Source organism: Herbiconiux sp., assembly GCF_023264895.1.
Taxonomy (GTDB): Bacteria; Actinomycetota; Actinomycetes; order Actinomycetales; family Microbacteriaceae; genus Herbiconiux.
Genome location: NZ_JAHFUY010000076.1, coordinates 1 through 22,573, shown reverse-complemented (window position 1 = coordinate 22,573; position 22,573 = coordinate 1). Strand labels below are relative to the sequence as shown.

At 71.4% G+C, this 22,573-nt stretch carries 19 protein-coding genes and 1 pseudogene; 4 read left to right on the top strand and 16 right to left on the bottom strand.

The annotated features are described in order from the left end of the window. Positions 1-135: 135 nt before the first annotated feature. The 11 genes from Q0D57_RS14105 to Q0D57_RS14055 form a co-directional block, all read right to left on the bottom strand. Entirely contained in the window at positions 136-990 is an 855-nt protein-coding gene (locus Q0D57_RS14105; protein WP_291045145.1) for an endo alpha-1,4 polygalactosaminidase, read from the bottom strand. Then, positions 987-1,952, bottom strand: coding sequence for a prolyl aminopeptidase (gene pip, locus Q0D57_RS14100; protein WP_291045143.1), 966 nt, complete (start codon positions 1,950-1,952; stop codon positions 987-989). Before pip ends, Q0D57_RS14105 begins: the two co-directional genes overlap by 4 nt. Before the next feature lie 85 nt (positions 1,953-2,037). Next, positions 2,038-3,381, bottom strand: a complete 1,344-nt coding sequence (locus Q0D57_RS14095; RefSeq protein ID WP_291045141.1) for a thymidine phosphorylase — start codon at positions 3,379-3,381, stop codon at positions 2,038-2,040. Between the two features lie 16 nt (positions 3,382-3,397). Continuing rightward, positions 3,398-4,291, bottom strand: a complete 894-nt coding sequence (locus Q0D57_RS14090; protein ID WP_291045138.1) for a DUF808 domain-containing protein — start codon at positions 4,289-4,291, stop codon at positions 3,398-3,400. Between the two features lie 54 nt (positions 4,292-4,345). Continuing rightward, complete coding sequence (locus Q0D57_RS14085) at positions 4,346-5,050, bottom strand: response regulator transcription factor (RefSeq protein WP_291045136.1); 705 nt, start codon at positions 5,048-5,050, stop codon at positions 4,346-4,348. Beyond that, complete coding sequence (locus Q0D57_RS14080; protein ID WP_291045134.1) at positions 5,047-6,381, bottom strand: histidine kinase; 1,335 nt, start codon at positions 6,379-6,381, stop codon at positions 5,047-5,049. The genes Q0D57_RS14085 and Q0D57_RS14080 overlap by 4 nt, the downstream gene beginning before the upstream one ends. 16 nt (positions 6,382-6,397) lie before the next feature. Continuing rightward, entirely contained in the window at positions 6,398-7,219 is an 822-nt protein-coding gene (locus Q0D57_RS14075; RefSeq protein ID WP_291045131.1) for an ABC transporter permease, read from the bottom strand. Next, positions 7,216-8,199, bottom strand: coding sequence for an ATP-binding cassette domain-containing protein (locus Q0D57_RS14070; protein WP_291045129.1), 984 nt, complete (start codon positions 8,197-8,199; stop codon positions 7,216-7,218). The genes Q0D57_RS14075 and Q0D57_RS14070 overlap by 4 nt, the downstream gene beginning before the upstream one ends. A gap of 291 nt (positions 8,200-8,490) precedes the next feature. Further along, on the bottom strand, positions 8,491-9,333 hold the full coding sequence (locus Q0D57_RS14065; protein ID WP_291045127.1) for a hypothetical protein: 843 nt from the start codon (positions 9,331-9,333) through the stop codon (positions 8,491-8,493). A 21-nt stretch (positions 9,334-9,354) separates the two neighbouring features. Continuing rightward, the gene (locus tag Q0D57_RS14060) at positions 9,355-11,544 is read right to left on the bottom strand and encodes an acyl-CoA dehydrogenase (RefSeq protein ID WP_291045125.1); all 2,190 of its coding nucleotides are present in this window, start codon (positions 11,542-11,544) and stop codon (positions 9,355-9,357) included. A gap of 129 nt (positions 11,545-11,673) precedes the next feature. Beyond that, positions 11,674-12,921, bottom strand: coding sequence for an MFS transporter (locus Q0D57_RS14055; RefSeq protein ID WP_291045123.1), 1,248 nt, complete (start codon positions 12,919-12,921; stop codon positions 11,674-11,676). Positions 12,922-12,985: 64 nt separating this feature from the next. On the opposite strand from Q0D57_RS14055, the gene Q0D57_RS14050 reads away from it, so the two are divergent. Continuing rightward, a complete protein-coding gene (locus tag Q0D57_RS14050) occupies positions 12,986-13,492 on the top strand; it encodes a helix-turn-helix domain-containing protein (RefSeq protein WP_291045121.1) in 507 nt (168 codons plus the stop codon). An 11-nt stretch (positions 13,493-13,503) separates the two neighbouring features. Here Q0D57_RS14050 and Q0D57_RS14045 read toward each other — a convergent pair whose 3' ends face one another. Next, the gene (locus Q0D57_RS14045) at positions 13,504-14,214 is read right to left on the bottom strand and encodes a lysophospholipid acyltransferase family protein (RefSeq protein ID WP_291045119.1); all 711 of its coding nucleotides are present in this window, start codon (positions 14,212-14,214) and stop codon (positions 13,504-13,506) included. Positions 14,215-14,368: 154 nt separating this feature from the next. Here Q0D57_RS14045 and Q0D57_RS14040 point away from each other — a divergent pair, with 154 nt between their 5' ends. Beyond that, entirely contained in the window at positions 14,369-15,091 is a 723-nt protein-coding gene (locus tag Q0D57_RS14040) for a DUF3105 domain-containing protein (protein WP_291045117.1), read from the top strand. Beyond that, positions 15,088-16,002, top strand: coding sequence for a DUF305 domain-containing protein (locus Q0D57_RS14035; protein ID WP_291045115.1), 915 nt, complete (start codon positions 15,088-15,090; stop codon positions 16,000-16,002). Before Q0D57_RS14040 ends, Q0D57_RS14035 begins: the two co-directional genes overlap by 4 nt. Positions 16,003-16,518: 516 nt before the next feature. Here Q0D57_RS14035 and recQ read toward each other — a convergent pair. From recQ to Q0D57_RS14020, 3 genes and pseudogenes are all read right to left on the bottom strand, one after another. After that, positions 16,519-18,372 (bottom strand): annotated as a pseudogene (gene recQ, locus Q0D57_RS14030) (DNA helicase RecQ); the annotation flags it as partial. A gap of 121 nt (positions 18,373-18,493) precedes the next feature. Beyond that, a complete protein-coding gene (menD, locus tag Q0D57_RS14025; RefSeq protein ID WP_291045113.1) occupies positions 18,494-20,434 on the bottom strand; it encodes a 2-succinyl-5-enolpyruvyl-6-hydroxy-3-cyclohexene-1-carboxylic-acid synthase in 1,941 nt (646 codons plus the stop codon). Continuing rightward, the gene (locus Q0D57_RS14020) at positions 20,431-20,781 is read right to left on the bottom strand and encodes a PLDc N-terminal domain-containing protein (RefSeq protein ID WP_291045111.1); all 351 of its coding nucleotides are present in this window, start codon (positions 20,779-20,781) and stop codon (positions 20,431-20,433) included. The genes menD and Q0D57_RS14020 overlap by 4 nt, the downstream gene beginning before the upstream one ends. Before the next feature lie 183 nt (positions 20,782-20,964). On the opposite strand from Q0D57_RS14020, the gene Q0D57_RS14015 reads away from it, so the two are divergent. Next, the gene (locus Q0D57_RS14015; protein WP_291045108.1) at positions 20,965-21,255 is read left to right on the top strand and encodes a DUF4229 domain-containing protein; all 291 of its coding nucleotides are present in this window, start codon (positions 20,965-20,967) and stop codon (positions 21,253-21,255) included. Between the two features lie 60 nt (positions 21,256-21,315). Here the strand turns inward: Q0D57_RS14015 and Q0D57_RS14010 are convergent, their stop codons facing one another. After that, positions 21,316-22,320, bottom strand: coding sequence for a 1,4-dihydroxy-2-naphthoate polyprenyltransferase (locus tag Q0D57_RS14010; protein ID WP_291045104.1), 1,005 nt, complete (start codon positions 22,318-22,320; stop codon positions 21,316-21,318). Between the last annotated feature and the right edge of the window lie 253 nt (positions 22,321-22,573).

The following is a 22,573-nucleotide window of genomic DNA, read 5'->3' as shown; positions in this document are numbered from 1 at the left end:
GGGACACGAAGGCCTCCTGGTTCGTGAAGCGGTTCCTTGAACAGCTCCACATCACAACCGGAGGCCTTCACCTATTCGCACATCAACGACGTGTCACGAAACAACCTGCCTGGGCATCACAGCTAGCACGGGGAGCTAGCAGCGGGCGTAGACGTGGCCCTCGGCGCCGGCCGGAGCGAGGTCCCGGTCGCGGAGCACGGTGCCGAAGGGGCGGTCCGGGTCGGCGCAGACCTGCTCGAACGAGGTGACGGCGCCCTCGAACGACTCTGTGCCCCCCTCGAACGACTCTGTGCCCGCCTCGAACGCGTCGGCGTACTCGATGTCGATCACGCGGTCGCCGTAGACGTCGGTGTAGGCCGAGCACTCCTCGTAGTAGGCGCACTCCTCCGCCACGGCGAAGTCGAAGCCGATCTCGTCGTGCCCGCGATCGGCGAGCTGCGGCGTGTTCTTCTGGCCGGCGGCGAGGCCCGCCGCGTGCGCCTCCTCGACGAGGAGGCTGCCGAAGGCGACCGCCTCCTCGAGGCCGAAGGCGCCGTCGGAGCGCGTGTAGGAGTCGAGGTTGTCGAACTCCACCGCCTGGAACCCCGCGTCGGCGCAGCCGCGGATGACGGGTGCGAGCTCGTCGGCGGCCGCCTCTCGGTTCTCGGCGGTGCGGAGGTCGAGCAGCCGCTCGTCGGGCCAGCCGGGGTCGAACACCTCGGCTCCGGATGCGTCGTGCAGCACGAGCCCGTCGGGCCAGTCGGCGCCGGGCTGGGTCTGGAAGCCGTTGACGTAGCAGATGCTGTAGACGCCCTCGGCGGGCTCGTCGGTGCTGTCGCGCGCCACGACCGTGACACCCTCCGGCGGCGGGTAGCCGCCGCCGAGCTGGTAGTCGACCACGGGACCCGCGGGGAACACCGAGGGGTCGGCGGCCGGCCCCGCGCAGCCCGCGAGCAGCACGGCGAGGGCGCCGGCGGCCGCGACAGCACCCAGCCATCCGGCCCGCCTCACAGGCGCTGCCCGAACCGGTCGGTGGCCCGGATGAGCGCATCCAGGATGCCCGGCTCGTCGAACGCGTGACCGGCATCCGGGATGATCTCGAGCTCGGCCTCCGGCCACGCCCGGTGCAGGTCCCAGGCGTTGTAGAGCGGCGTGCAGAGGTCGTAGCGGCCGTGCACGATCACGGCGGGGATGTCCTTCAGGCGCGGGGCGTCACGCAGCAGCTGCGACGGCTCGAACCAGCCGCCGTGCACGAAGTAGTGGTTCTCGATCCGCGCGAACGCGAGCGCGTACTCCGGCACGGCGAAGGCCTCGACGAGAGCCGGGCGCGGCAGCAGCGTGAGCGCCGACGCCTCCCAGGTCGACCAGGCGACGCCCGCGGGGCCGTGCACGGCGGGGTCCGGGTCATTGAGCAGCCGGTGATAGGCCGCGATCAGGCTGCCGCCCCGCAGCTCCTCGGGCACAGGGGCGAGGAACGACTCCCAGAGGTCGGGCAGGATCGCCGAGGCGCCGCCCTCGTAGAACCACTCGAGCTCGCTCGGCCGCAGCATGAAAATGCCGCGGAGCACGAGCTCGGTCACGCGCTCCGGATGGGTCTCGGCGTAGGCCAGCGCGAGCGTGCTGCCCCACGATCCGCCGAGCACCTGCCAGCGCTCGATGCCGAGCGCTTCGCGGAGGCGCTCGATGTCGGCCACGAGGTGCCAGGTGGTGTTGGCCGCGAGGTCGGCGTCCGGCGAGCTCGCGTGCGGGAGGCTCTGGCCGCAGCCGCGCTGGTCGAACAGCACGATGCGGTAGACGGCGGGGTCGAACAGGCGCCGGTGCGCGGGGCTCGTGCCGCCGCCCGGTCCCCCGTGCAGGAACACCACGGGCTTGCCGTCGGGGTTGCCGGACTCCTCCCAGTACACGGACTGGCCGTCGCCGACGTCGAGCATCCCGTGCGCGTGCGGCTCGATCTCGGGGTACAGGGTTCGCATGCTGCGAGCCTATTGCCGCGCAGCCGCACTGACAGCCGCCCCGGCTCAGCTGCCCGGCTCAGCCGCGGGCGTCTGCCGCACCGGCTCAGCTGCGGGGGTCGGCCGCGATCTTCTCGATGATGATCGGCAGCGCGGGCGCGGCCGGCTCGGCGGTGACCGTCATGGCCGCCCGGATCCGCGCGGCCCCGCGCTCCCACTCGGCCTCGCTGCGCGCGTGCAGCACGCAGATCGGCGCACCCGGGCCGACAGCGTCGCCGAGCTGCGCGAAGCGGCTGAAGCCCACGGTGAAGTCGATGTCGTCCTCGGGCTTCTGGCGCCCGCCGCCGAGTTCCACGAGCGTGAGCCCCACGTCGGTCGTGTCCATCGAGGCGAGGTGCCCCGCCGTGCTCGGCTCGACCGGGCGGATGACGGCGGCCGAGGGCAGGTGGTCGCGCGCGTTCTCCACGAAGTCGGCCGGGCATCCCTGTGCCGCCATGATCTCGCCGAACTTCGCCGCCGCCCGCCCCGACTCGAGCTGCTCGAGCGCGATCGCGCGGGCCTCCTCGAGCCTTGCGGCGAGCCCGGCCAGCACGATGATCTCGGAGGTGAGCTCGAGCACGAGCTCGAGCACCCGGGGGTCGCGCTCGGCGCCGGTGAGGAAGTCGACGGTCTCGATCATCTCGACCGCACTGCCGACGGTCGTGCCGAGCACCGAGTTGAGCTCGGTGATCATGATCACGCTCGGGATGCCGGCACCGGTCGCCACGTTCGACATCGAGTGCGCGAGCTCCCGGGCCCTGTCGAGCGTGTGCATGAAGGCACCCGTGCCGCAGCCCACCGAGATGACGACGCCCGACGGGTTCGCCGCGAGCTTTTTCGACATGATCGAGCCCGTGATGAGCGCCACGCTCTCGACCGTGGCCGTGGTGTCGCGCACCTTGAAGATGGTGCCGTCGGCCGGCGCGAGGTCGGGGCTCGGGCCGATGATCGCGCCGCCGGTGCGGGCGACGGTATCGACGAAGCTCTGCACGCTCGGGGCGCCGTCGTAGCCGGGCACCGAGTCGAGCATGTCGATCTCGCCGGGGCAGTAGTCGAGCCCCCAGGCCGACATGTTCGGGATGAAGACGCCCGCGGCCGCCACGATCGGCACCACGAGGAGCGTGATCTTCTCGTCGCCCACGCCGCCCGAGGAGTGCTTCTCGATCACGCGCGAGTGGTCGACGCCCGCGGCCTCCCAGTCGGCCACCGTGCCGGAGTCGCGCATGGCGAGCACGAGGTCGACGATCTCGCGGGTGGTCATGCCGTTGAGGTAGGTGGCCATCGTGTAGGCGCCGATCTGCGCCTCCCCGACCTCCCCCGTGCCGATGCCCGCCACGAACGAGCGGATCTCCTCGGTCGACAGCTCGAGGCCGTCGCGCTTCCTGCGGAGCACTTCCTGGGCTTGGAACATGGGGGTCCTTCCGAGTTCAGTGCGCGGCGGCCGCGGTCTGCTTCTTCGGCAGCACGCGCCGGATGCCTGTGATCACGAGCACGATCAGCATGCCGAGCACGAGCCCGAACACCGCCGACATCGCCGTGTCGGCGATCCAGACCGCCACGGGCCCGGCCGCCTCCACGGCGTGGGTGACCACGCCCACGACGTCGTAGGGCCCCTTCCAGAAGGTCTCGGCGAGGTTGGCGATCACGAGGTGCCCACCCACCCAGAGCATGGCGACGGTGCCCACGATGCTGATCACGCGGAACACCGCGGGCATCGAGGCCACGATCCGGGCGCCGGTGCGACGCACCTTCCGCGAGGGGTTCTTCATGAGCCGGAGGCCGACGTCGTCGATCTTCACCAGCAGCGCCACGGCGCCGTAGACGAGCGCGGTCATGCCGAGGCCGATCACGGCGAGCGCGCCGAGCGTCATCCAGATGCCGAAGTCGGGGTCGAGGCTCGCGAGCGCGATGAGCATGATCTCGGTGCTCAGGATGAGGTCGGTGCGGATGGCGCCGAAGACGAGCTTCTTCTCGTCGCGCGCCCCCTCGTCGTGCCCGCCGTGGTGCACACCGAACCACTCCGTGACCTTCTCGGCGCCCTCGAAGCACAGGTAGGTGCCGCCGATGATGAGCAGGAACGGCAGCACCCAGGGCGCGAACGCCGACAGCAGCAGGGCGAGCGGGATGATGATGACGAACTTGTTGAAGAGGCTGCCGAGGGCGATCCGCCACACCACGGGCAGCTCGCGCGCGGGCGTGAGACCCTGCACGTACTGCGGGGTCACGGCCGCGTCGTCGATCACGACGCCAGCCGTCTTGGCGCTCGCCTTGAGGGCGGCGGTGAGGATGTCATCCACCACGGCGAGGAGGCCTACCGACATGTTCGCTTCTCCTCGATCAGGGGATGGTCGGTCTCCAGATTAGCGTGGCCGGGCTCACACCAGTCCCGCACTGTAGGCGTAGATGACCGCCTGCACGCGATCCCGGAGCTCGAGCTTCAGGAGCACGCGGCCCACATGGGTCTTCACGGTCGACTCGGAGAGGAAGAACCGGGCGGCGATCTCGGTGTTCGTGAGCCCCTCGGCCATGGCCACGAGCACGTCGCGCTCGCGCTCGGTGAGGCTCGCGAACCGCTGATCCGGTGCCGGGGCCGCGGCCCCCGCATTCCCCGGCGCGCCGGAGGGCAGCTGTGGACCGAAGAGCTCGAGGAGCTTGCGGGTGACGCGCGGCGACACGGCCGCGTCGCCCGAGGCGACCGCCCGGATGGCCGTGGCGAGCTCGGCCGGCTGCGCATCCTTCAGCAGGAAGCCGCTGGCACCGGCGTTCAACCCCGCGAAGGCGTACTCGTCGAGGTCGAAGGTGGTGAGGATGATGATGCGGCTCTGCGGGTGCGCCTCGACCACGCGGCGGGTCGCCTCGATGCCGTCCATGCCGGGCATCCGCACGTCCATCAGCACGACATCGGGCCTCAGCCTGGCCACCGCGGCGAGCGCCTCGTGGCCGTCGCCGGCCTCGCCCACCACCTCGAAGCCGGGGTCGGCCTCGAGCACCATCCGCATCCCGAGCCGGATCAGCTGCTGGTCGTCGACCAGCAGGAGACGGATGCGCGGCGAGGCGGGCTCGGGTATCGGATCGGTCATCGGGGGCCTCCGGGGTCGTGAGGGGTCGAGGGCAGGGTGGCGTTCACGCGCCAGCCGCGGCTGCCGGCCGGGCCCGCGCTCACGGTGCCGCCGTAGACGGCGACGCGCTCGCGCATGCCGATGAGACCGCGTCCGGAGCCGGTCGAGGAGGCGCCACGGCCGGGGTCGACGCCGTCGTCGGTCACCTCGATCGAGACGGCCGAGCCGCCACCCGGTGTGCCCACGTAGCGCAGCACGACGTCGACGGCCGTCACCTGCACGGCGTAGCGGAGGACGTTCGTGAGGGCCTCCTGCACCACCCGGAACACGGTCACCTGCAGCGGGAGGTCGGCGGGCGGCTGTCCCGAGGTCGTGAAGCGCACGGGGAGGCCCGCGGCGCGGAACGAGGCGATGAGGTCGGGGAGGTCGGCGAGCGCGGGCTGGGGCGCGATCGGAGCCGCTCCACCGCCACCCACACCGCCACCGCCACCGTCGCGCCCGTCGGGCTCGGTGAGCACGCCGAGCGAGCGCCGCACGTCGGTGAGCGCGCGTCTGGCCGTGATCCCGGTCTGCCGCACCGCCTCCCTGGCGGTCTCCGGCGAGCGCTCGATGCTCGCCTCCGCACCGTCGGAGAGGGCCACGATCACGGTGAGCGAGTGCGCCACGATGTCGTGCATCTCGCGGGCGATCCGGGCCCGCTCGGCGGCGGCCGCGAGCTGGGCCTGCTGGTCGCGCTCCCTGGCGAGCTGCCGGGCCCGGTCGAGCAGGGCCTGGATGTAGCGGCGCCGGTTGCCGAAGGTGATCCCCACGAGGGTGGCGATGGTCATGAGCATCGTCGTGAGCACGCCGTAGCCCACGATCGACGCGAGGTCGAAGGGGTCGGAGAGAACCGTCGAGGCGATGCCCACCGCCGACGCGATGAGGGTCCAGAGCCACGCCGCCCTGGCCGAGCGGTAGACCGCGAGCGCGTAGAGCGCGAACATCATCGGCACGACGTCGATCTGGTTCGTCACGGGTGCCGAGACGAGCATCGCCGCGGCGCAGATCGTGGCGGTGACGAACGGCACGTGACGGCGGAACAGGAGTCCCACCGTCACGGCCGCCGTCGTGTAGAGCATGAGCAGCCCCCACACCGGGGTGCTGCGGATCGGGTCGTCGGTGAACGGCGACGACCCGAACAGCGAGGCCACGAAGGCGACGAGGGAGACCGCCCCCATCGGCACCACGTAGCCGGCGGCGATGAGGCTGTCGAGCACCCACGGGTACCGGTTGAAGTACGAGCGGATGAAGCCGGGGGGCTTCGGGAGACGCAGATCCTCGCTCAGACGCGTCTCCCCTCCTTCTGCTCGCACCCTCTGCTCCGGCCGATCAGGCGTCGCGGCGCTTCAGCAGGATCGCGGCGGGCACGGCCACGACCGCGATCCACCCGAGCATAACGAGGATCGCCTGCCAGGGCTGGAACACGTCGGCCGGGAAGAACAGGTTCTGCCCGACGCTCATCGGCAGCCACTGCCCGAGCACGGTGACCCACTCGGCGCTGATGAACCCGAGCACGCTCGGCACCACGAGGAGGAGGCCCATGGCGGCGGCGATGCCTCCCGCGGTGTGCCGGATGAGGGCGCCGAGGAAGAAGGCGATGAGGCCGACCAGTGCGAGGTAGCCCGCGGCCCCCACGAGGTGCGGCCACACCTCGGCGTCGAACAGGGTCACGGAGACCCCGCGCGACTGCAGCAGCACGGCGTTCAGCGCGAACGCGGCCAGCACCGCGACCAGGCCCACGACGAAGCTCGCGACGGCGAACACGATGGCCTTGGCCCAGAGCACGGGCAGCCGCCTCGGCACGGCGGTGAGGCTCGAGCGGATCTGCCCGGTGCCGTACTCCCCCGTGATCACGAGCACGCCGAGCACCGAGATGACGAGCTGGTTGAGCATCACCCCGAGGCTCGCCGACATGATCGCGACGTCGGCCGGGGTCGACTGGGCGAGGTACTCCGCGGGCTGGGAAAGCACGATCACGGCGCCCATACCCAGCTGGATGAGCACGATGATCGCGTAGGCCCAGACGGTCGAGCGCACGGTCGTGAGCTTGATCCACTCGCTCTTCAGCACGCCGCCGAAGCTGAGCCTGGCCTCCGGGAGGGGCTGGTGCGAGAGGCGGGCCACGGCGGGCCCGGTCACGGTGGCGGTCATCGGAGGGCTCCTTCGGTCGACGCGGATGCTGCGGAGGGGGCGGACGGGCCGGCGGATGCACCCGAGGCTGCGGAAGCGCCCACGGTGGTGCGGTACTCGACCTCGTCGCGCGTGAGGTCCATGTAGGCGTCCTCGAGCGATCCGGTGATCTCGGTGAGCTCGTGCAGTGCCACCCCGAGCTGCAGGGCGGCGTCGCCGATCACCTCCGCCGTCACGCCGCGCACCTCGATGGTGTCGGCGGCGGTGCTGGTGACCTCCACGTCGGGCTGGCCGAGCCGCCGGGCGATCTCGTCGATCCGGGGGCTCCGCACCCGCACGAAGGTCTTCGTCGATCCGACGATGTCTCCCACCGGCGCATCCGCGATCACCCGGCCCTTGCCGATCACGATGATGTGGTCGGCGGTCAGCGCCATCTCGCTCATCAGGTGGCTGGAGAGCAGCACGGTGCGGCCCTCGGCGGCGAACTGCCGCACGAAGCCGCGCACCCAGAGCACGCCCTCGGGGTCGAGGCCGTTGACGGGCTCGTCGAGGATGAGCGTGGCGGGGTCGCCGAGGAGGGCCGCGGCGATGCCGAGCCGCTGCCCCATGCCGAGCGAGAAGCCGCCCACGCGGCGGCCGGCCACCGAGTGCAGCCCCGTGAGGTCGATCACCTCGTCGACGCGGCGGCGCGGGATGCCGTGGGTCGCCGCGAGCGCGCGCAGGTGGTTGCGGGCGCTCCGTCCGGTGTGCACGGCCTTCGCCTCGAGCAGGGCCCCCACCTCGTGCAACGGTGAGCGGTGCTCGGCATAGGGCATGCCGTTCACGGTCACGCGACCGCTCGTGGGGCGGTCGAGGCCCACGATCATGCGCATCGTGGTGGACTTGCCGGCGCCGTTGGGCCCCAGGAACCCGGTCACGAGCCCCGGGCGCACCGCGAAGCTCACCCCGTCCACCGCTGTCTTCGCGCCGTAGCGCTTGGTCAAGGTCGTCGCCTCGATCACTGTCGTCCCCGCTTCTTCGAGTTGTTCGAGAGGCGCGTCTGCGCCACCTCTCCCACGCTACGAAGAGAGCCCCGCCCCCTTCGTCGGCCGCGGGTGCCGACGTGGGGCGGGGCTCTGGTACCCGGGTACCAGCCCGGAGGGCTCTGGCGCTGAGGCGGTGTCACCGGTATTCTGTTCTGGAGGGTCTGGAAATGTCCTACCGGTTCGCAACCGGAAGATCCACAGAATCGGGAGAACCGGGTGCAAGTCCCGGCGAGCACAGCTCGTAGCTCATGCAGTAGAGCCCCGCTTTTACTTTTCCTGAAGGCGGCTGCGATCGATGGCTTCCCGGAGCTCGGCATCCGTCATGGCCAAGCTGACGTAGTTGAACCGCGCAAAGCCTCGGATCTTCCGAAGAAAATCCGGCGCGAGGATGTTGCCGTCGGTCTCGATTCGATAATCCGCGACGATGACGTCTGCCCATTGCGACCTCGGGACGACTCGCTGGATGAGACGATTCGCTTCTCGTGCCAGCTTCGTCGTCACGGCCAGCGCAAGGATCATCTCACCATGGCCGAACACGACGCGTTGGCCGATCGTCATGCGGGTTGGGGACGGGGCCAGCTTCACCCATCCCGCTTCGGCTCGCTCGGTCCAAGGCTGAAGAGCGGAAATGAGCGCGGAGCCCACAAGTCCACCACCATGGATGAGGCAGTTCCGCATAGATCTGAGAACATCCAGCTGAATCAGCGAGTCCGAGTCGAACGTGTCGCCCGTGAGCTTCTCGATCAGAGAGTGCTGACCCGCAAGCGACACCTCGACCTGGGATCTGCTCGCGATTCCCGCCCGTTGAAGCATCGACAAGCACGTGCGCAGGAAGTCCTCGTGGAGAGCTAGCGCGTAGGGGACGCTCATCGCTCCGAGGTGAGCGTCCGCTGAATCAAGGATGACTCGCGCTGCTTCGCTCTCGAGGTTGAAGCGGCCGATGTGCGGCACCTGAGGAAAGACCTCAGGAAGCAGATGCGAGGACCCTTGTGTCAGCTGGAGCAGGTGCGATGCCAGGCCGGCCCCGGCAAGCAGGGCCATCATCGCGTTGCTCGATTCGACACGTGCCGCCTCGTACGCCCGGTACTCGGGAAATCGAACCTCCTGCATCACTCGAGGATAGTTCAGGTTCTACCGGCGTGCCTTGGGCTTCTTCTCGGGGGCGGGGAGGGTGCCGGCGGCACGGGCCTCGCGGTAGTAGTCGCGGGCCTCCGTCTGGCGGGTCTTCTCGGCGCCGGTCGCGATGGCCGCACGGGTGTGGGCCGGGCCGTAGCCGAAGGCCTTCACGAGGTCCTGGGCGTGCGGGCGGATGCGTGCCGAGAGGCGCTGCGTGTACTGGCCGACGGCCTGGGCGCGCTGGGGCGAGAGCCGCCCGTTCAGCAGGTACCAGGCGAGGTGCTTCTCGACGAGGCCGAGGCCGAAGAGGTCGCGGAGCCAGGTCAGCACCACGCGCGTGCCGTCGTCCATGGCGGCACCGACGCCGGGGGCCCCGGCGTCGCCCTCGACGGCCTGGGTGAAGGCCTCCCACTGCAGCAGCTCGGCGTGGGCCCGCGCGGCCTCGATGATCTCGACCTGGTGCTGGTTGAAGAGGTCGGCGGCGGCCTTCTGCGAGAGCTTCGAGGCGGGGCGGAGCTTCGCGGCGACATCGCCGACCATCGTCTCGACGCGGTCGGTGAGCAGCTGGCGCTGCGCCTCGGGGTCGCGCAGCTGCCCCACCGAGCGGGCGGTGGAGCCGAAGTCGGCCACGCGCTGCGCGAGCGAGCGCAACCCGGATCCGTGCACCGCGCGATCCGAGGCCTGCTCCACCACGTAGCGGGCGAGCACCCCGAAGTCGGCCTTGGCGAAGCGGCGGCTGTAGTCGCTGAGGAGGCGCTTGGCCACGAGCTGCAGGAGCACGTGGTTGTCGCCCTCGAAGGTCGCGTAGATGTCGAGGTCGGCGCGGAGGCCGACCAGGCGGTTCTCGGCGAGGAATCCGGCACCGCCGCAGGCCTCGCGGGCCTCCTGCAGGGTCTCGAGCGCGTGCCAGGTGCTGAGCGGCTTGAGGGCGGCGGCGAGGGTCTCGAGGTCCTGCCGGTCGGCGTCGGTGTCGGCGGCGCCCGAGAAGACCTGGTCGAACTTCGTGAGGAGCTGCTCGTGCGCGAAGCTCGCGGCGTAGGTGGTGGCGAGCTTCGGCATGAGCCGCTTCTGGTGCAGCTGGTAGTCGAGCAGCACCTCCTCGTCGGTGTCGCTGCCGGCGGTGAACTGGCGGCGCTCGCTGCCGTAGGTGACCGCGATGGTGAGGGCGATCTTCGCGGCGGCCACGGAGGCGCCGTCGAGCGAGACGCGGCCCTGCACGAGGGTGCCGAGCATGGTGAAGAAGCGGCGGCCGGGGCTCTCGATGGGGCTCGAGTAGCTGCCGTCCTCCGCGACGTCGCCGTAGCGGTTGAGCAGGTTGGCGCGGGGCACGCGCACGCCGGTGAAGTGCAGGCGGCCGTTGTCGATGCCGTTGAGGCCGCCCTTCAGCCCGTCGTCCTCCCCGCCGATGCCGGGCAGGAACTCGTTCGTGGCGGCATCCCGCAGCGGCACGTAGAAGGCGTGCACGCCGTGGTTGACGTTCTTCGTCACGAGCTGGGCGAAGACCACGGCGGCGAGGCCGTCCTTGGCGGCGTTGCCGAGGTAGTCCTTCCAGGCTCCGCGGAACGGGGTGTCGAGCACGAACTCGTGGCTCGCCTCGTCGTAGGTGGCGGTGGTGCCGATGGCGGCCACGTCGGATCCGTGCCCGGTCTCGGTCATGGCGAAGGCGCCGGGCACCTCGAGGCTCATGATCCCGGGCAGGAAGGTCTCGTGGTGGTAGGCGGTGCCGAGGTGCAGCACGGCGGCGCCGAAGAGGCCCCACTGCACGCCCGACTTGATCTGCAGGCTCGGGTCGGCGGTCACGAGTTCCTCGAAGCCCGCGATGTTGCCGCCGTGGTCGTCCTCGCCGCCCTGCTCCTTGGGGAACGCGCGGTGCACCGCGCCGTCCTCGACCAGCAGCTTCAGCTGACCGAAGACCCGCTCGCGGTGCTCGGCCATCGTCTGGCCCTCGATCCGCTGCATCTCCGGGCGGGCCGTGAGCTCGCGGGAGGCCAGGCGCACGTCGGCCCAGGTGCCGAGGAGGTAGCGGCCGAGCCACTCCACGTCGGTGCGCGCCACCACCACGTCGGCTCGCTCGGGCTTCGCGCCGCTCTTGTCGCGGCCGCCCTTGCGGGGCACGCGAGCGCTCTCGTCGAGGTCGTTCTCGATCGCGGCGGTCGCGTCGTCCGTGCTGGGTGCGGTGGTTGTGTTCTCGACCGTGTGCGTCATCGCCATCCTCGTGATCGACCGTGTTCGTGTGGGCGGATTCCACGCTAGGTCGGGGTTCGGGGATGCGGAAACCAGGCGTGCGCCGCCTACAAATGCGCGCGAGGAGTCGAGGAGGCAGCTGTGGAACGCCTACAACGGGCGGGGCTCCGGACGTGTCGAGTCAGACAAAGCGCGCACGACGCCTCGCCGGCCGGCGGCGCGATCGATCGCGGCCAGCACGAGCGCGGCCGTGGCGAGGAGCGCGAGGATCGGAGCCATCACGTCGATCGCCGGGCCGAGCCCCAGGGCCGTGGCCAGCGCTCCGGCCCCGACGGCGGTCGACGCCTGCAGCAGATAGGCGACGAGGTAGACCAGCGAGAGGGTGGCGCCGCGATGCTTATCCGGCGCCACGCGGGTCACGAGTGCGAGGCCGCCACTGAAGGCGAAGGAGTAGCCCGCGCCCCCGACGACACACCAGGCGAGGAAGAGGCCGAGCGATCCGCTCGCCGCCGACCACGCCATGAGGCCGAGGGAGGCCAGCACCACCAGGCCGCCCGTGATGATGGCGGCATGCGCCGGCACGGAGCGCAGGAAGAGCGCGGTGAGGCCGATGGCGACCGACGAGATCCCGAGGAGCGCCCCGATCACGAGGAGGTCGGTCGTGCCGGTGAGCTCCCGGGCCATCTGGGCGCCGAGCGAGAGGAAGACGGCGCCCATGCTGTAGGCGGTCGCCACCGACAGCGCGGCAGCGAGGAAGGGCACGAGGATGCCGCGGGGCAGCCGCAGCGCGGCGGGGCGCCAGGCCGCGCCCTCACGTCTCGCTCCACCAGCACCTCTGGGCGCATCCGCCGGTGTGCGCCAGACCGCGACGGCGGCGACCGCGCACAGCACGGCGAGCACCACGTAGGAGAGCACGAGCGGCAGCGGGGCGTACTGCGCCAGGGCTCCGGAGACGACCAGGGCGAGCGTGAGTCCCGCCGCCGTCGACACCGTGGTGAGGGTGCTCGCCACACGCGGGTTGCCGGTCGGATTGTTCTCGACGAGGGCGGCGCTGGCGGCACCGAGCGCGAATCCGGTCCCGACGCCCTGCAGGATCCGGCCGGCGAACAGCCACCCCACGTTCGGCGCCAGGGCGAAGACGATCGCGGCGACGGCCAGCAGGGCCACACCGAGGAGCATGGCGCGTCGGCGGCCGATGACATCCGAGACCCCGCCGAAGAGCAGGAGCACGATGAGCAGCGCCGCCGGATAGGCGCCGAACACGGAGGTCGTGACCACGGCGGGCAGGCTCCAGGCCGCCGCGTACTCGGGGTAGAGCACGCTCGGCGCCCCACTCGCCCACAGGCACAGCGCGAGAACGGCGGCGGACGACCAGAAGGCGGCGCGGGATCGGGGCATAGCCGCACTCTACGGGTCTCGGTTGGAATTTCCAATTCAGGCTAGACGCGAATACAGTGGCGGCATGCAGACACAGACGGAGACCGCGTCCCCTGCGGGCGGCGCGCGCGTGAGTGGGCTCGACGACGGGCCTCGCTGCCAGATCGTGCGCACGCTCGACGTCATCGGCGAGAAGTGGTCGCTCCTGGTGGTGCGGGATGCGCTGCGGGGCCGCAGCCGGTTCTCGGAGTTCCGGGACTCGCTCGGCGCGTCGACCGACATCCTCACCGACCGGCTCGCCAAGCTGGTCGCCGCGGGGGTCCTGGAGAAGCGCGCCTACCGGGAGGCCGGCTCCCGGGAGCGATCGAGCTACCACCTCACCGAGAGCGGGCGGGGGCTGGCCCTGGTCGCGGGCGCGATGATCCAGTGGGGCGACACGTTCAACCCCTACCCCGGGGGGCGGAGTTCCCGGGTGGTCGACGCTGCGACGGGAGCGCCGCTCCGGCTCGCCTTCGTCGACGAGAGCGGGCAGGCCGTACCGGATTCGTCGGCGGCCATCGTCCCCGGTCCGGCCGCCCGCACCACCTGGTAGGAGGGCGTGGGTCAGCTGGGGTCGTTGCGGTGCAGGGCGCGGCGCACGCGCTCGACCACCGAGGCCGCGGGGGGCTCGTTGTAGGCGTTCGCCCGCTCCTGGCCCGACATCTCGCCGATGGCGGTCATCACATCGTCGGTCAGGCGGCGACGGGCGCGGGCCGATGTCGCCTCGCCGTAGGTGGTCGAGTCGATCGGCTCGCCGAACCGGATCGTGACGGGGCGGATCCGGGGCAGCTTCGCGTCCACGGGCAGCAGCTCCTCGGTGCCAGTGAGCGCGACCGGCACGATGGGGCAGCCGGTGGTGAGACCGAGCCAGGCCACGCCCGTGCGCCCCTTGTAGAGACGCCCGTCGCGGGAGCGTGTGCCCTCGGGGTAGATGGCGAAGGCGCCACCGGCCTCGAGCACCTCGCGGCCGCGCTCGAGCGAGTCCTGGGCGGCGGTGTTGCTCTCGCGGTCGACGGGGATGGCGCCGATCGACTCGAAGAAGCCCTTCGAGAGCCGACCCTTCGCGCCGGTGCCGGTGAAGTACTCGGACTTGGCGAGGAACCGCACGTCACGCGGGGCGATGAGCGTGATCACGACGCTGTCGATGAAGCTCAGGTGGTTGCTCGCGAAGAGCACGGGGCCCTGGCGCGGGACGTTCTCGCGGCCCGTGACCGTCGGCCGGTAGAGCACCCGGGCGACGGGGCGGGTGACGCCGCGCAGCACGGTCTTGAGCATTGTCCGATCCTCACACATGGCGTATGCGGGTGCGGCTATGGGACGGTTCCTATGAAACCGGCCTGAGGATGGTGCGGGGGAGAGCTTAGGATGCATTCTTCAGCCGGATCCGGAATAGTTGTCCCGACAATAAGTCCCTTTCGAAATGAGACCCGTGACTCCTCGCAACGACGACGCCACCCGTTCCTCGTCCTCCGCTGCCGGCGGCGTGCCGCCCAAGGCGAAGGACCAGGCCAAGAAGCTCTCCGTCAAGGAGGAGCGCGAGGCCCGTCGTGCCGAGAAGGTGGCGGCTCACCTCGCGCAGCAGAAGAAGCAGCAGCGCAACCGCCGGTTCGGCATCATCGGCGGCAGCGTCGCGGGCGTGCTCGCGGTGGGGCTCATCATCACGTTCGTGGTCACGAGCGCCGAGCCCGAGGTCGACCCGGCGTCGATCGCCGTCGGCGACCTGCAGACCTACGAGCTCACGGCCAACCACGTCACCACCTCGGTCGACTACGAGCAGACCCCACCCGCGGGAGGCGACCACAACGGCGTGTGGCTGAACTGCGGCATCTACAGCGAACCCGTGCCCGACGAGAACGCGGTGCACGCGCTCGAGCACGGCGCCGTGTGGGTCACCTACGACCCCGAGCAGGTCGACGAGGCCGGTGTTCGAACTTTGCGCGACTCGCTGCCGGACAACTATGTGGTGCTCTCGCCCTACCCCGGCATCCCGGCACCCGTCGTCGCCTCGGCCTGGAACAACCAGGTGCTCCTCGACGGCGTCGGCGACGAGCGTCTCGGCGACTTCGTCAAGAAGTTCTGGCGCTCGAACGACGCTCCCGAGCCCGGCGCGGCCTGCACCGGCGGCCTGAACGCCCCGGGCAAGGTCGCTTGACGCCCGGCGAGCTCTCCGACGACGGTCGCGGGCTGCCTGACGGCGCTCGCGGGCTGGGCGACGGCGCTCGCGGGCCGGGCGACGGCGCTCGCGCCGATTCGGCCGATCCCGGCACCGTGACCACCGCCGAGGCCGCGCCTCGCCGTGGTGGGCGGGGGCGGATCGTGCTGGCGGGTGTCGTGGCGGCGGTCGTCGTGGTGGTGGCGGTCTTCTCCGCCGGGTGGCTCGCGGCTCCCCGCGTTCCGACGCCCTCTGACGGCAGCGTCGAGGCGGGCTTCGCGCGCGACATGCAGACGCACCACAATCAGGCGGTCGAGATGTCGCTCATCGTGCGTGACGTGACGGACGACCCCGAGGTGCGCTCCCTCGCCTACGACATCGCGACCTCCCAGTCGCAGCAGTCCGGCCAGATGTACGCGTGGCTGAACATGTGGGGTCTGTCGCAGGCGTCGACCAGGCCTGTGATGAGCTGGATGCTCCAGCCCACCCTCGACGGCTCCGACTCGGCCCACGGCCACGGCGGTGCACAGGCGACGGCGACGGCGGATCCGCTGACGGATGACGCCGGCTCGAGCGGATCGGGCGGGTCCAGCGGGTCAGCCGGGTCGAGCGGGTCGAGCGGGTCAGCCGGGTCCAGCGGATCCACCGCCGAGCCGATGGTTCCGGGCGCTTCGATGCCGGGCATGGCCACCTTCGATCAGCTCAACGAGCTCGCGGAGCTCCGCGGAGTGGAGGCCGAACGCCTCTACCTCGAGCTCATGATCGCGCACCATCGCGGCGGCGTGGAGATGGCGAAGGCGGCGGTCGCCCGCACCACGAACCCCCTCGTCGTCACGTTGGCGGACGCGATCATCGTGGCCCAGCAGAGCGAGATCGACTACATGCAGTCCCTCCTCGACGCCCGCTCGTAGCACTCGACGCGGGCACGCGGATCGCCATCCGCGGACAAGTCCAACCCTGACGTCGACCGCGCCCGAATACGCGCCGGGCGCCGCTACAGATGGCGAAGTCCGCCGAATCGGCGATCCGGTCCCCAGTCAGTCAGTCAGTCAGGGCAGGCGCGGCAGGCCGGCGGCTCAGGGCTGGGCGGGCGGCGCGTCGAAGTCGTCGTAGGGCGGGTAGTCGTCGTAGGGGACGTCCTCGTCCGGCGGGACGTCATCGAAGGGCGGCGCCTCGTCGAAGGCGGGCTGCTGACCACGGGCCGGCGACGCGAAGCGACCCCCGCGCGACGACGACCTGCCGCCGGAGGAACCGCCCGACCCCGAACCAGCACGTGATCCGGAACCCGCGGCACGCGAGCCGGCACCCCTCGCACCGGAGCCCGCACCGGAGCCCGCGCGGGAGGTGCCCGAGGCCGAGGCGTCGCTCGCAGCGCCGGAGCCGCCCGCATCCGCCGCACCGTCGGACACGGCGGGCGTGAAGGCGCCCGCCACCACCACCTCCACGAGGCCCGCACCGTAGGAGTCGCGCTTGCGTTCGCCGATGCCCGCGATGCCCTCGAGGTCGGCGACCGAGGAGGGGCGGAGGGAGGCGACCGCGGCGAGCGTGGCGTCGTGGAAGACGACGTAGGCCGGGACGCCCTGCTCGCGAGCCGTGGCCGCACGCCAGGCCCGCAGCTCCTCGAACAGCGCGGCATCCGCCTCGGAGAGATCTGCCTTGGCCGCCGAGGAACGGGTGCGCCCAGAACCGCCCGAACCCGAGCCACCCGATCCGGAGCCCGAACGCGCCGCCCGCTCGGGCTCGCGCCGCAGCTGCACGGTGCGGGTGCCCGAGAGCACCTCACCGCTCGCGGGGGTGATGACGAGCGTGCCGTAGCCGTCGTCGTTCACCGCGAGCAGGCTCTGCGCGAGCAGCTGCCGCACCACGCCGCGCCACTGCTGCTCGCTGAGGTCTTCTCCGATGCCCCAGGTGCTCAGCGCATCGTGCCCCCACTGGCCCACCCGGTCGGTGCGCTTGCCGCGCAGGATGTCGATGAGGTGCCCCGCGCCGAAGCGCTGGTTGCGCTCGCGCTCGAGCCGCACCACCGTGGAGAGCAGCTTCTGCGCCGGCACCGTGCCGTCCCACGCCTCGGGCGGCGTGATGCAGGTGTCGCAGTTGCCGCACGGCTCGCTCGACTGACCGAAGTAGCCGAGCAGGTTGACCCGCCGGCAGTGCACGGTCTCGCAGAGCGCGAGCATCGCATCCAGGTGCGACGACAGCCGACGGCGATGCGCCAGGTCTCCGGGCGACTCGTCGATCATGCGCCGCTGCTGCACCACGTCGTTGAGCCCGTAGGCCATCCACGCCGTCGACGGGAGGCCGTCGCGGCCGGCACGGCCCGTCTCCTGGTAGTAGCCCTCGACCGACTTCGGCAGGTCGATGTGCGCCACGAACCGCACGTCGGGCTTGTCGATCCCCATGCCGAACGCGATCGTCGCGACGATCACCACTCCCTCGTCGCGCAGGAACCGGGCCTGGGTGCGGGCACGGATGCCCGCGTCCAGCCCCGCGTGGTACGGCATCGCGTCGATGCCGTTCTGCGCCAGGAACGCGGCGGTCTGCTCCACCGTCTTCCGCGACATCGCGTAGACGATCCCCGCATCGCCCTGGTGCTCGGAGCGGATGAACGACAGCAGCTGCTTGCGCGCCTCGTTCTTCGGGTCGATGCGGTACTGGATGTTCGGCCGGTCGAACGACGCCACGAAGTGCTTCGCCTCGCCGAGCGACAGCCGCGAGGTGATCTCCTTGTGGGTGGCCTCCGTGGCTGTGGCGGTGAGGGCGATGCGCGGCACGTCGGGCCAGCGCTCGGCGAGCTCGGCGAGGGCCAGGTAGTCGGGCCGGAAGTCGTGACCCCACTGGGACACGCAGTGTGCCTCATCGATGGCGAAGAGCGCGATCTCACCGCTCGCGAGGAACCGCTTGGTGCTCTCGGAGGAGAGCCGCTCGGGCGCGACGTAGAGCAGGTCGAGCTCGCCCGCGAGGTAGGCAGACTCGACCTCGGCCCGGGTGCCCGCGTCTTGTGTGGAGTTGAGGAACGCCGCGCGCACGCCCACGGCCTTCATGGCCTCCACCTGGTCGTGCATGAGCGCGATGAGCGGCGAGACGACGACGCCCGTGCCCTGCCGCACGATCGACGGAACCTGGTAGCACAGCGACTTGCCGGCGCCGGTGGGCATGAGCACGACGGCGTCTCCCCCGCCGATGACGTGGTCGATGATCTCGGCCTGGTCGCCGCGGAACGAGTCGTAGCCGAACACCCGGCTGAGGGTGTCGAGGGCGGCGGAGGCGGTGGGGAGAGTCACGTGTCGAGCCTAGTTCGCGGATCCGACATCCTGGCGTTGTCCACAGGGATCGCGGCCGGGCATCCGCTGTGCGTCGCGTGTGGAGGAGAGGACGCGGGCACGGCGGTCAGGGGTGTCGCGGTCAGCGCGCGAGCCGGACCTCGACGATGCTGCGGCCGGGCGGCGGTGAGGACAGTGCCGAGTCGAGGTCGCCGCGGCGGGTGAGGAGGCGGTGGGTCCAGCCGTAGGCCGCGGCGAGAGCCGCCAGATCGACCTGCTGGGGGGTGAAGAGCACGCGGTCGAAGGCGTCGGGCGCTGCGGTGGCCGCCACCTCGAGGCCGTCGAAGATGCTGCCGCCGCCGTCGTTGCCGACCACGAGCTGGATTCGCGGCGCCGTCTCCCCCGGCGGCAGCAGGAGGGCGCCGACGTCGTGCAGGAGGGTGAGGTCGCCGAGGAGCACGCGGGTGGTTCCGGCGCGGGCCGTGCTGGAGCGTGCGGTGCTGGAGCGAGCCGCGCGGGCGACACCGGCACCGGCATTGGCACCGGCATTGGCACGGGCACGAACCCCGGCGCCGACGCTCTGGCTCGCGATGGCGATGCCCGTGGCCGTCGCCACCGTGCCGTCGATCCCGGCGAGTCCGCGGTTCGCGTGCACCGCGATCCGCTTGCCCGGTGCCGCGGCATCGAGCTCCCGGATGAGGCGCGACGCCCCGAGCACGAGCCGGTCATGCGGCCAGGTCGCCCGCCACACCGCGAGCGCGAGGGCACGGCGGGTGATGGGAGCGTTCAGGGCGGCGAGCTCGCCCTTGGCGTAGGCGCGCGAGCCCTCGATGTCCTCGCTGCCGCCCTGCACGATCACGGGCGGGGCCACGTCGTCCTCGGCGGCGGCCTCCTCGGCGAGGTCGCGGCCGGCGAACACCCACTGGCCGGTCCAGGCGCGCGCGGCGCGGTCGCCGCGGTCCTCGGGGTCGACGGTGACGTCGTCGACGAGCACGGCATCCGGATGCGGGACCACGGGCTCGCCGGGCTCCCTCACCACGGTGAGGTCGAGCCCCTCACGGGCGAGCAGTGCGGACACCTGCCGGCTGAGCGTCGGATGCCCGAGCACCACCACACGCTCCACCCGCCCACCGAAGTCGGGGTGGTCGAGCAGCTCGCGATGGTGCTGGGCGAGCTGGGGGCCGAAGCGCGCACCGCTCGAGACCTCCGCCACGAGCGGCCAGCCCGCCTCGGCGGCGATCTCCTGCGCACGCTCGCCCGCGTCGGCGCCCGCGACCACGAGGGTGCGGGGGCCGCGCGGCAGGTGGCGGGTGCGGCGCTCGGGGGCGAGGCCGGCACCGAGCGAGTTCACGAACGCACCGGCACCGGCATCGGTAGGGGCACCGGCGCCGGCAGCGGCACCAGCACCAGCAACGGCACCGGCACCGGCATCGGCATCGGCATCGGCACCAGCACCGGCACCGGCCTCCACCGGCGCGCCCGTCGACTCGGGATCCTCCGGCAGCACCGCCCCCGACAGCGGCTCCACGAACTGCAGGTTGAGGTGCACGGGGCCGCGATCCGGGCCCGTCGAGACCGCGACCGCGTCCGCGGCCAGGCGCCGCGCATCCGGGATCGACTCGAGGCTCGGAGCCGGCACGTCGGCCTCCCAGCGGGCGAAGCGGCCGAAGAGCCCGGGCTGGTAGGTGGTCTGGTTGGAGCCGGTGCCGCGGAGGTGCTCGGGGCGGTCGGCCGTGAGCACGATCATCGGCACGCCGGAGTGGCTCGCCTCCACGACCGCGGGCAGGAGGTTGGCGGCGGCGGTGCCCGACGTGGTCACGACGAGCGCGGGAACGCCCGTCTCACGCGCGATGCCGAGAGCGGTGAAGGCGCCGACGCGCTCGTCGATGCGCACATGGACCTGCACCAGCCCCTCGGTCTCGAGCTCGGCGAGCGCCAGGGCGAGGGCCTGCGAGCGGGAGCCAGGTGAGACCACCGCGTGCTGCACGCCGAGGTCGGCGAGGGCGCGCACGAGCCGGTCGGCGAAGGTGGCCGCGGCGCTCGCGTTCGCGCCCTCCGAGGGGGCGGAGGCGGGGGTGGTCACCGGTCGGTTCTGCCGTTGTCCGTCTCGTCGTCGGTCTCGGCCAGACGCTTCTCGAGCTCGCGGATGCGCTCGTCTTCGGTCGGATCGGGGACGACGCGGATGGTCCCGAGGAAGTCGGGGTCGTCATCCGGACCCATGGCGCGCATGGGCGGTGACGTCACGCGACGGCCGCGGCCGAAGACGAGCCAGAGGATGCCGCCGATGGGGGTGAACAGGATGATGATGAACACCCACGCGATGCGCGGAAGAGCCTTCACGCGCGCCTTCGGCACCATCAGGCAGTCGACGAGCGCGTAGACGGTGAACGCCACGACGACGATGACGAGAGCGAGGAGTACGCGGGCCATGCCGTAAGCGTACCCCCGCCATCCGGGAGCCGACTGCGTGTTCCACGACCGTGACCTGACCGGGATCCTGCGGGGTTCCGCAGCGGCCTGAGCGGCCGCCCGGCAGTGGCTCGATCCGCGGCTCGGCGTCCGCCCGACGACGGCTCGGCGGGCCATCAGGATGCACGCTTTAGACTCGATACCGTGAATCCTGGACGCACCTGGCTCGTGTACACCCTCATCCGTGTGAGCATCTTCGCCGGCGTGCTCGCGATCCTCCTTCTGCTGCAGATCACGCCGTGGCTCGCCGCCGTGATCGCGGCGCTGATCTCGCTCTGCATCTCCATCATCGTGCTGCGGAAGCCGCGCGACGAGGCATCGCGCTCGCTCTACGCCGCCCGGGAGAACCGCGGTCAGGCCCAGAGCGCCAAGCCCGCCGCCGTGTCGGAGGACGAGGACGTGGAGGACTCGGCCGTCGACCGCACCGAGCGCTGAGCTCCTGGCGACGCCGGCGACGCTGAGTCGACGACGCCGAGTCGGCGACGCTGAGTCGACTCAGAACGCGAACGCCAGCCCGAGGCCGATTCCGTAGAGCAGCCCGAACAGGCTCGTCAGCTGCAGCACGGTCACGAACTCGCGCGGCCGCTTGGCGGTGATCATGATGATCGAGGCCGGCACGGTGATGAGCAGCGTGAAGAACACGAGCGGCGCGAGCGGGTAGAGCAGCCCGAAGAACCACAGGATCGCGTACGCCAGCACGAGGTAGACCACGTAGACCACGCGGGAGGCCGTGCGGCCGATCAGCACCGAGAGCGTGCGCTTCCTGGCGAGCTTGTCCTGGTCGATGTCCCGGATGTTGTTGGCCATCAGCACCGCGCAGGCGATCAGCCCGATCGCGACTCCGGAGAGCCAGCTCTCGGTGCTGATGTCGCCGGCCAGGATGAACGTCGTGCCCACGGTCGCCACGAGCCCGAAGAAGATGAAGACGAAGACCTCACCGAGTGCGTAGTACCCGTACGGATGCTTGCCACCGGTGTAGAACCACCCGGCGGCGATCGCGACGGCGCCGACGGCCAGCAGCCACCAGTGGCCCGTGATGACCGTGATGGCGAGGCCCGCGACGGCGGCCAGCCCGAAGAACACGAGCGCGGCGGTGAGCACGCGCTTGGCCGGGACGAGACCGGATCCGGTGAGGCGGGGCGGGCCGACGCGGTGGTCGTCGGTGCCGCGGATGCCGTCGGAGTAGTCGTTGGCGTAGTTCACGCCGATCTGCAGGAGCACCGAGACCGCGAGGCAGAGGAGCACGAGGGTGAGGTCGATGTCGGTCATCACGGCGGCTGCACCGGTGCCGAGCGCGACGGGCGCGATGGAGAGGGTGAGGGTGCGCAGGCGGGCTCCGGCGATCCACGCGGCCGCGGGCGTGCGAGGGCCGGCGGGTGGTGCGGACGGCCGGCCGTCGACCGTGGTGCCGCTGCCGCCGTCCGCCGCTCGGTTCGCGCGGGCGGGGTTGCCGGATCGCGCGGGGTTGCCGCGGGGTCGCTTCTTCTTGCTCGTGGACATCGGCCTGATTCTATTCGGGTGGGCTGTGGGCGTGGGTGTAGATGGGGGCGCTCGTGGGGGGACGGCATCGTCGGCAACTGTCCGGCGTGAGCGGCGGACGCTTGGAGAACGGAGGAACCTCGCGACGGGAACGGAGGACCTTCGGTGCCGGGGGCGTCGGATTCTCCTCCGTTGCGGCTGCGACGACGGTTCTTCCTCCGTTCACGGCGCCCGTTGGGCGTACGAGGGTGGGAAGAAGGTCGGGGGGGGGGCG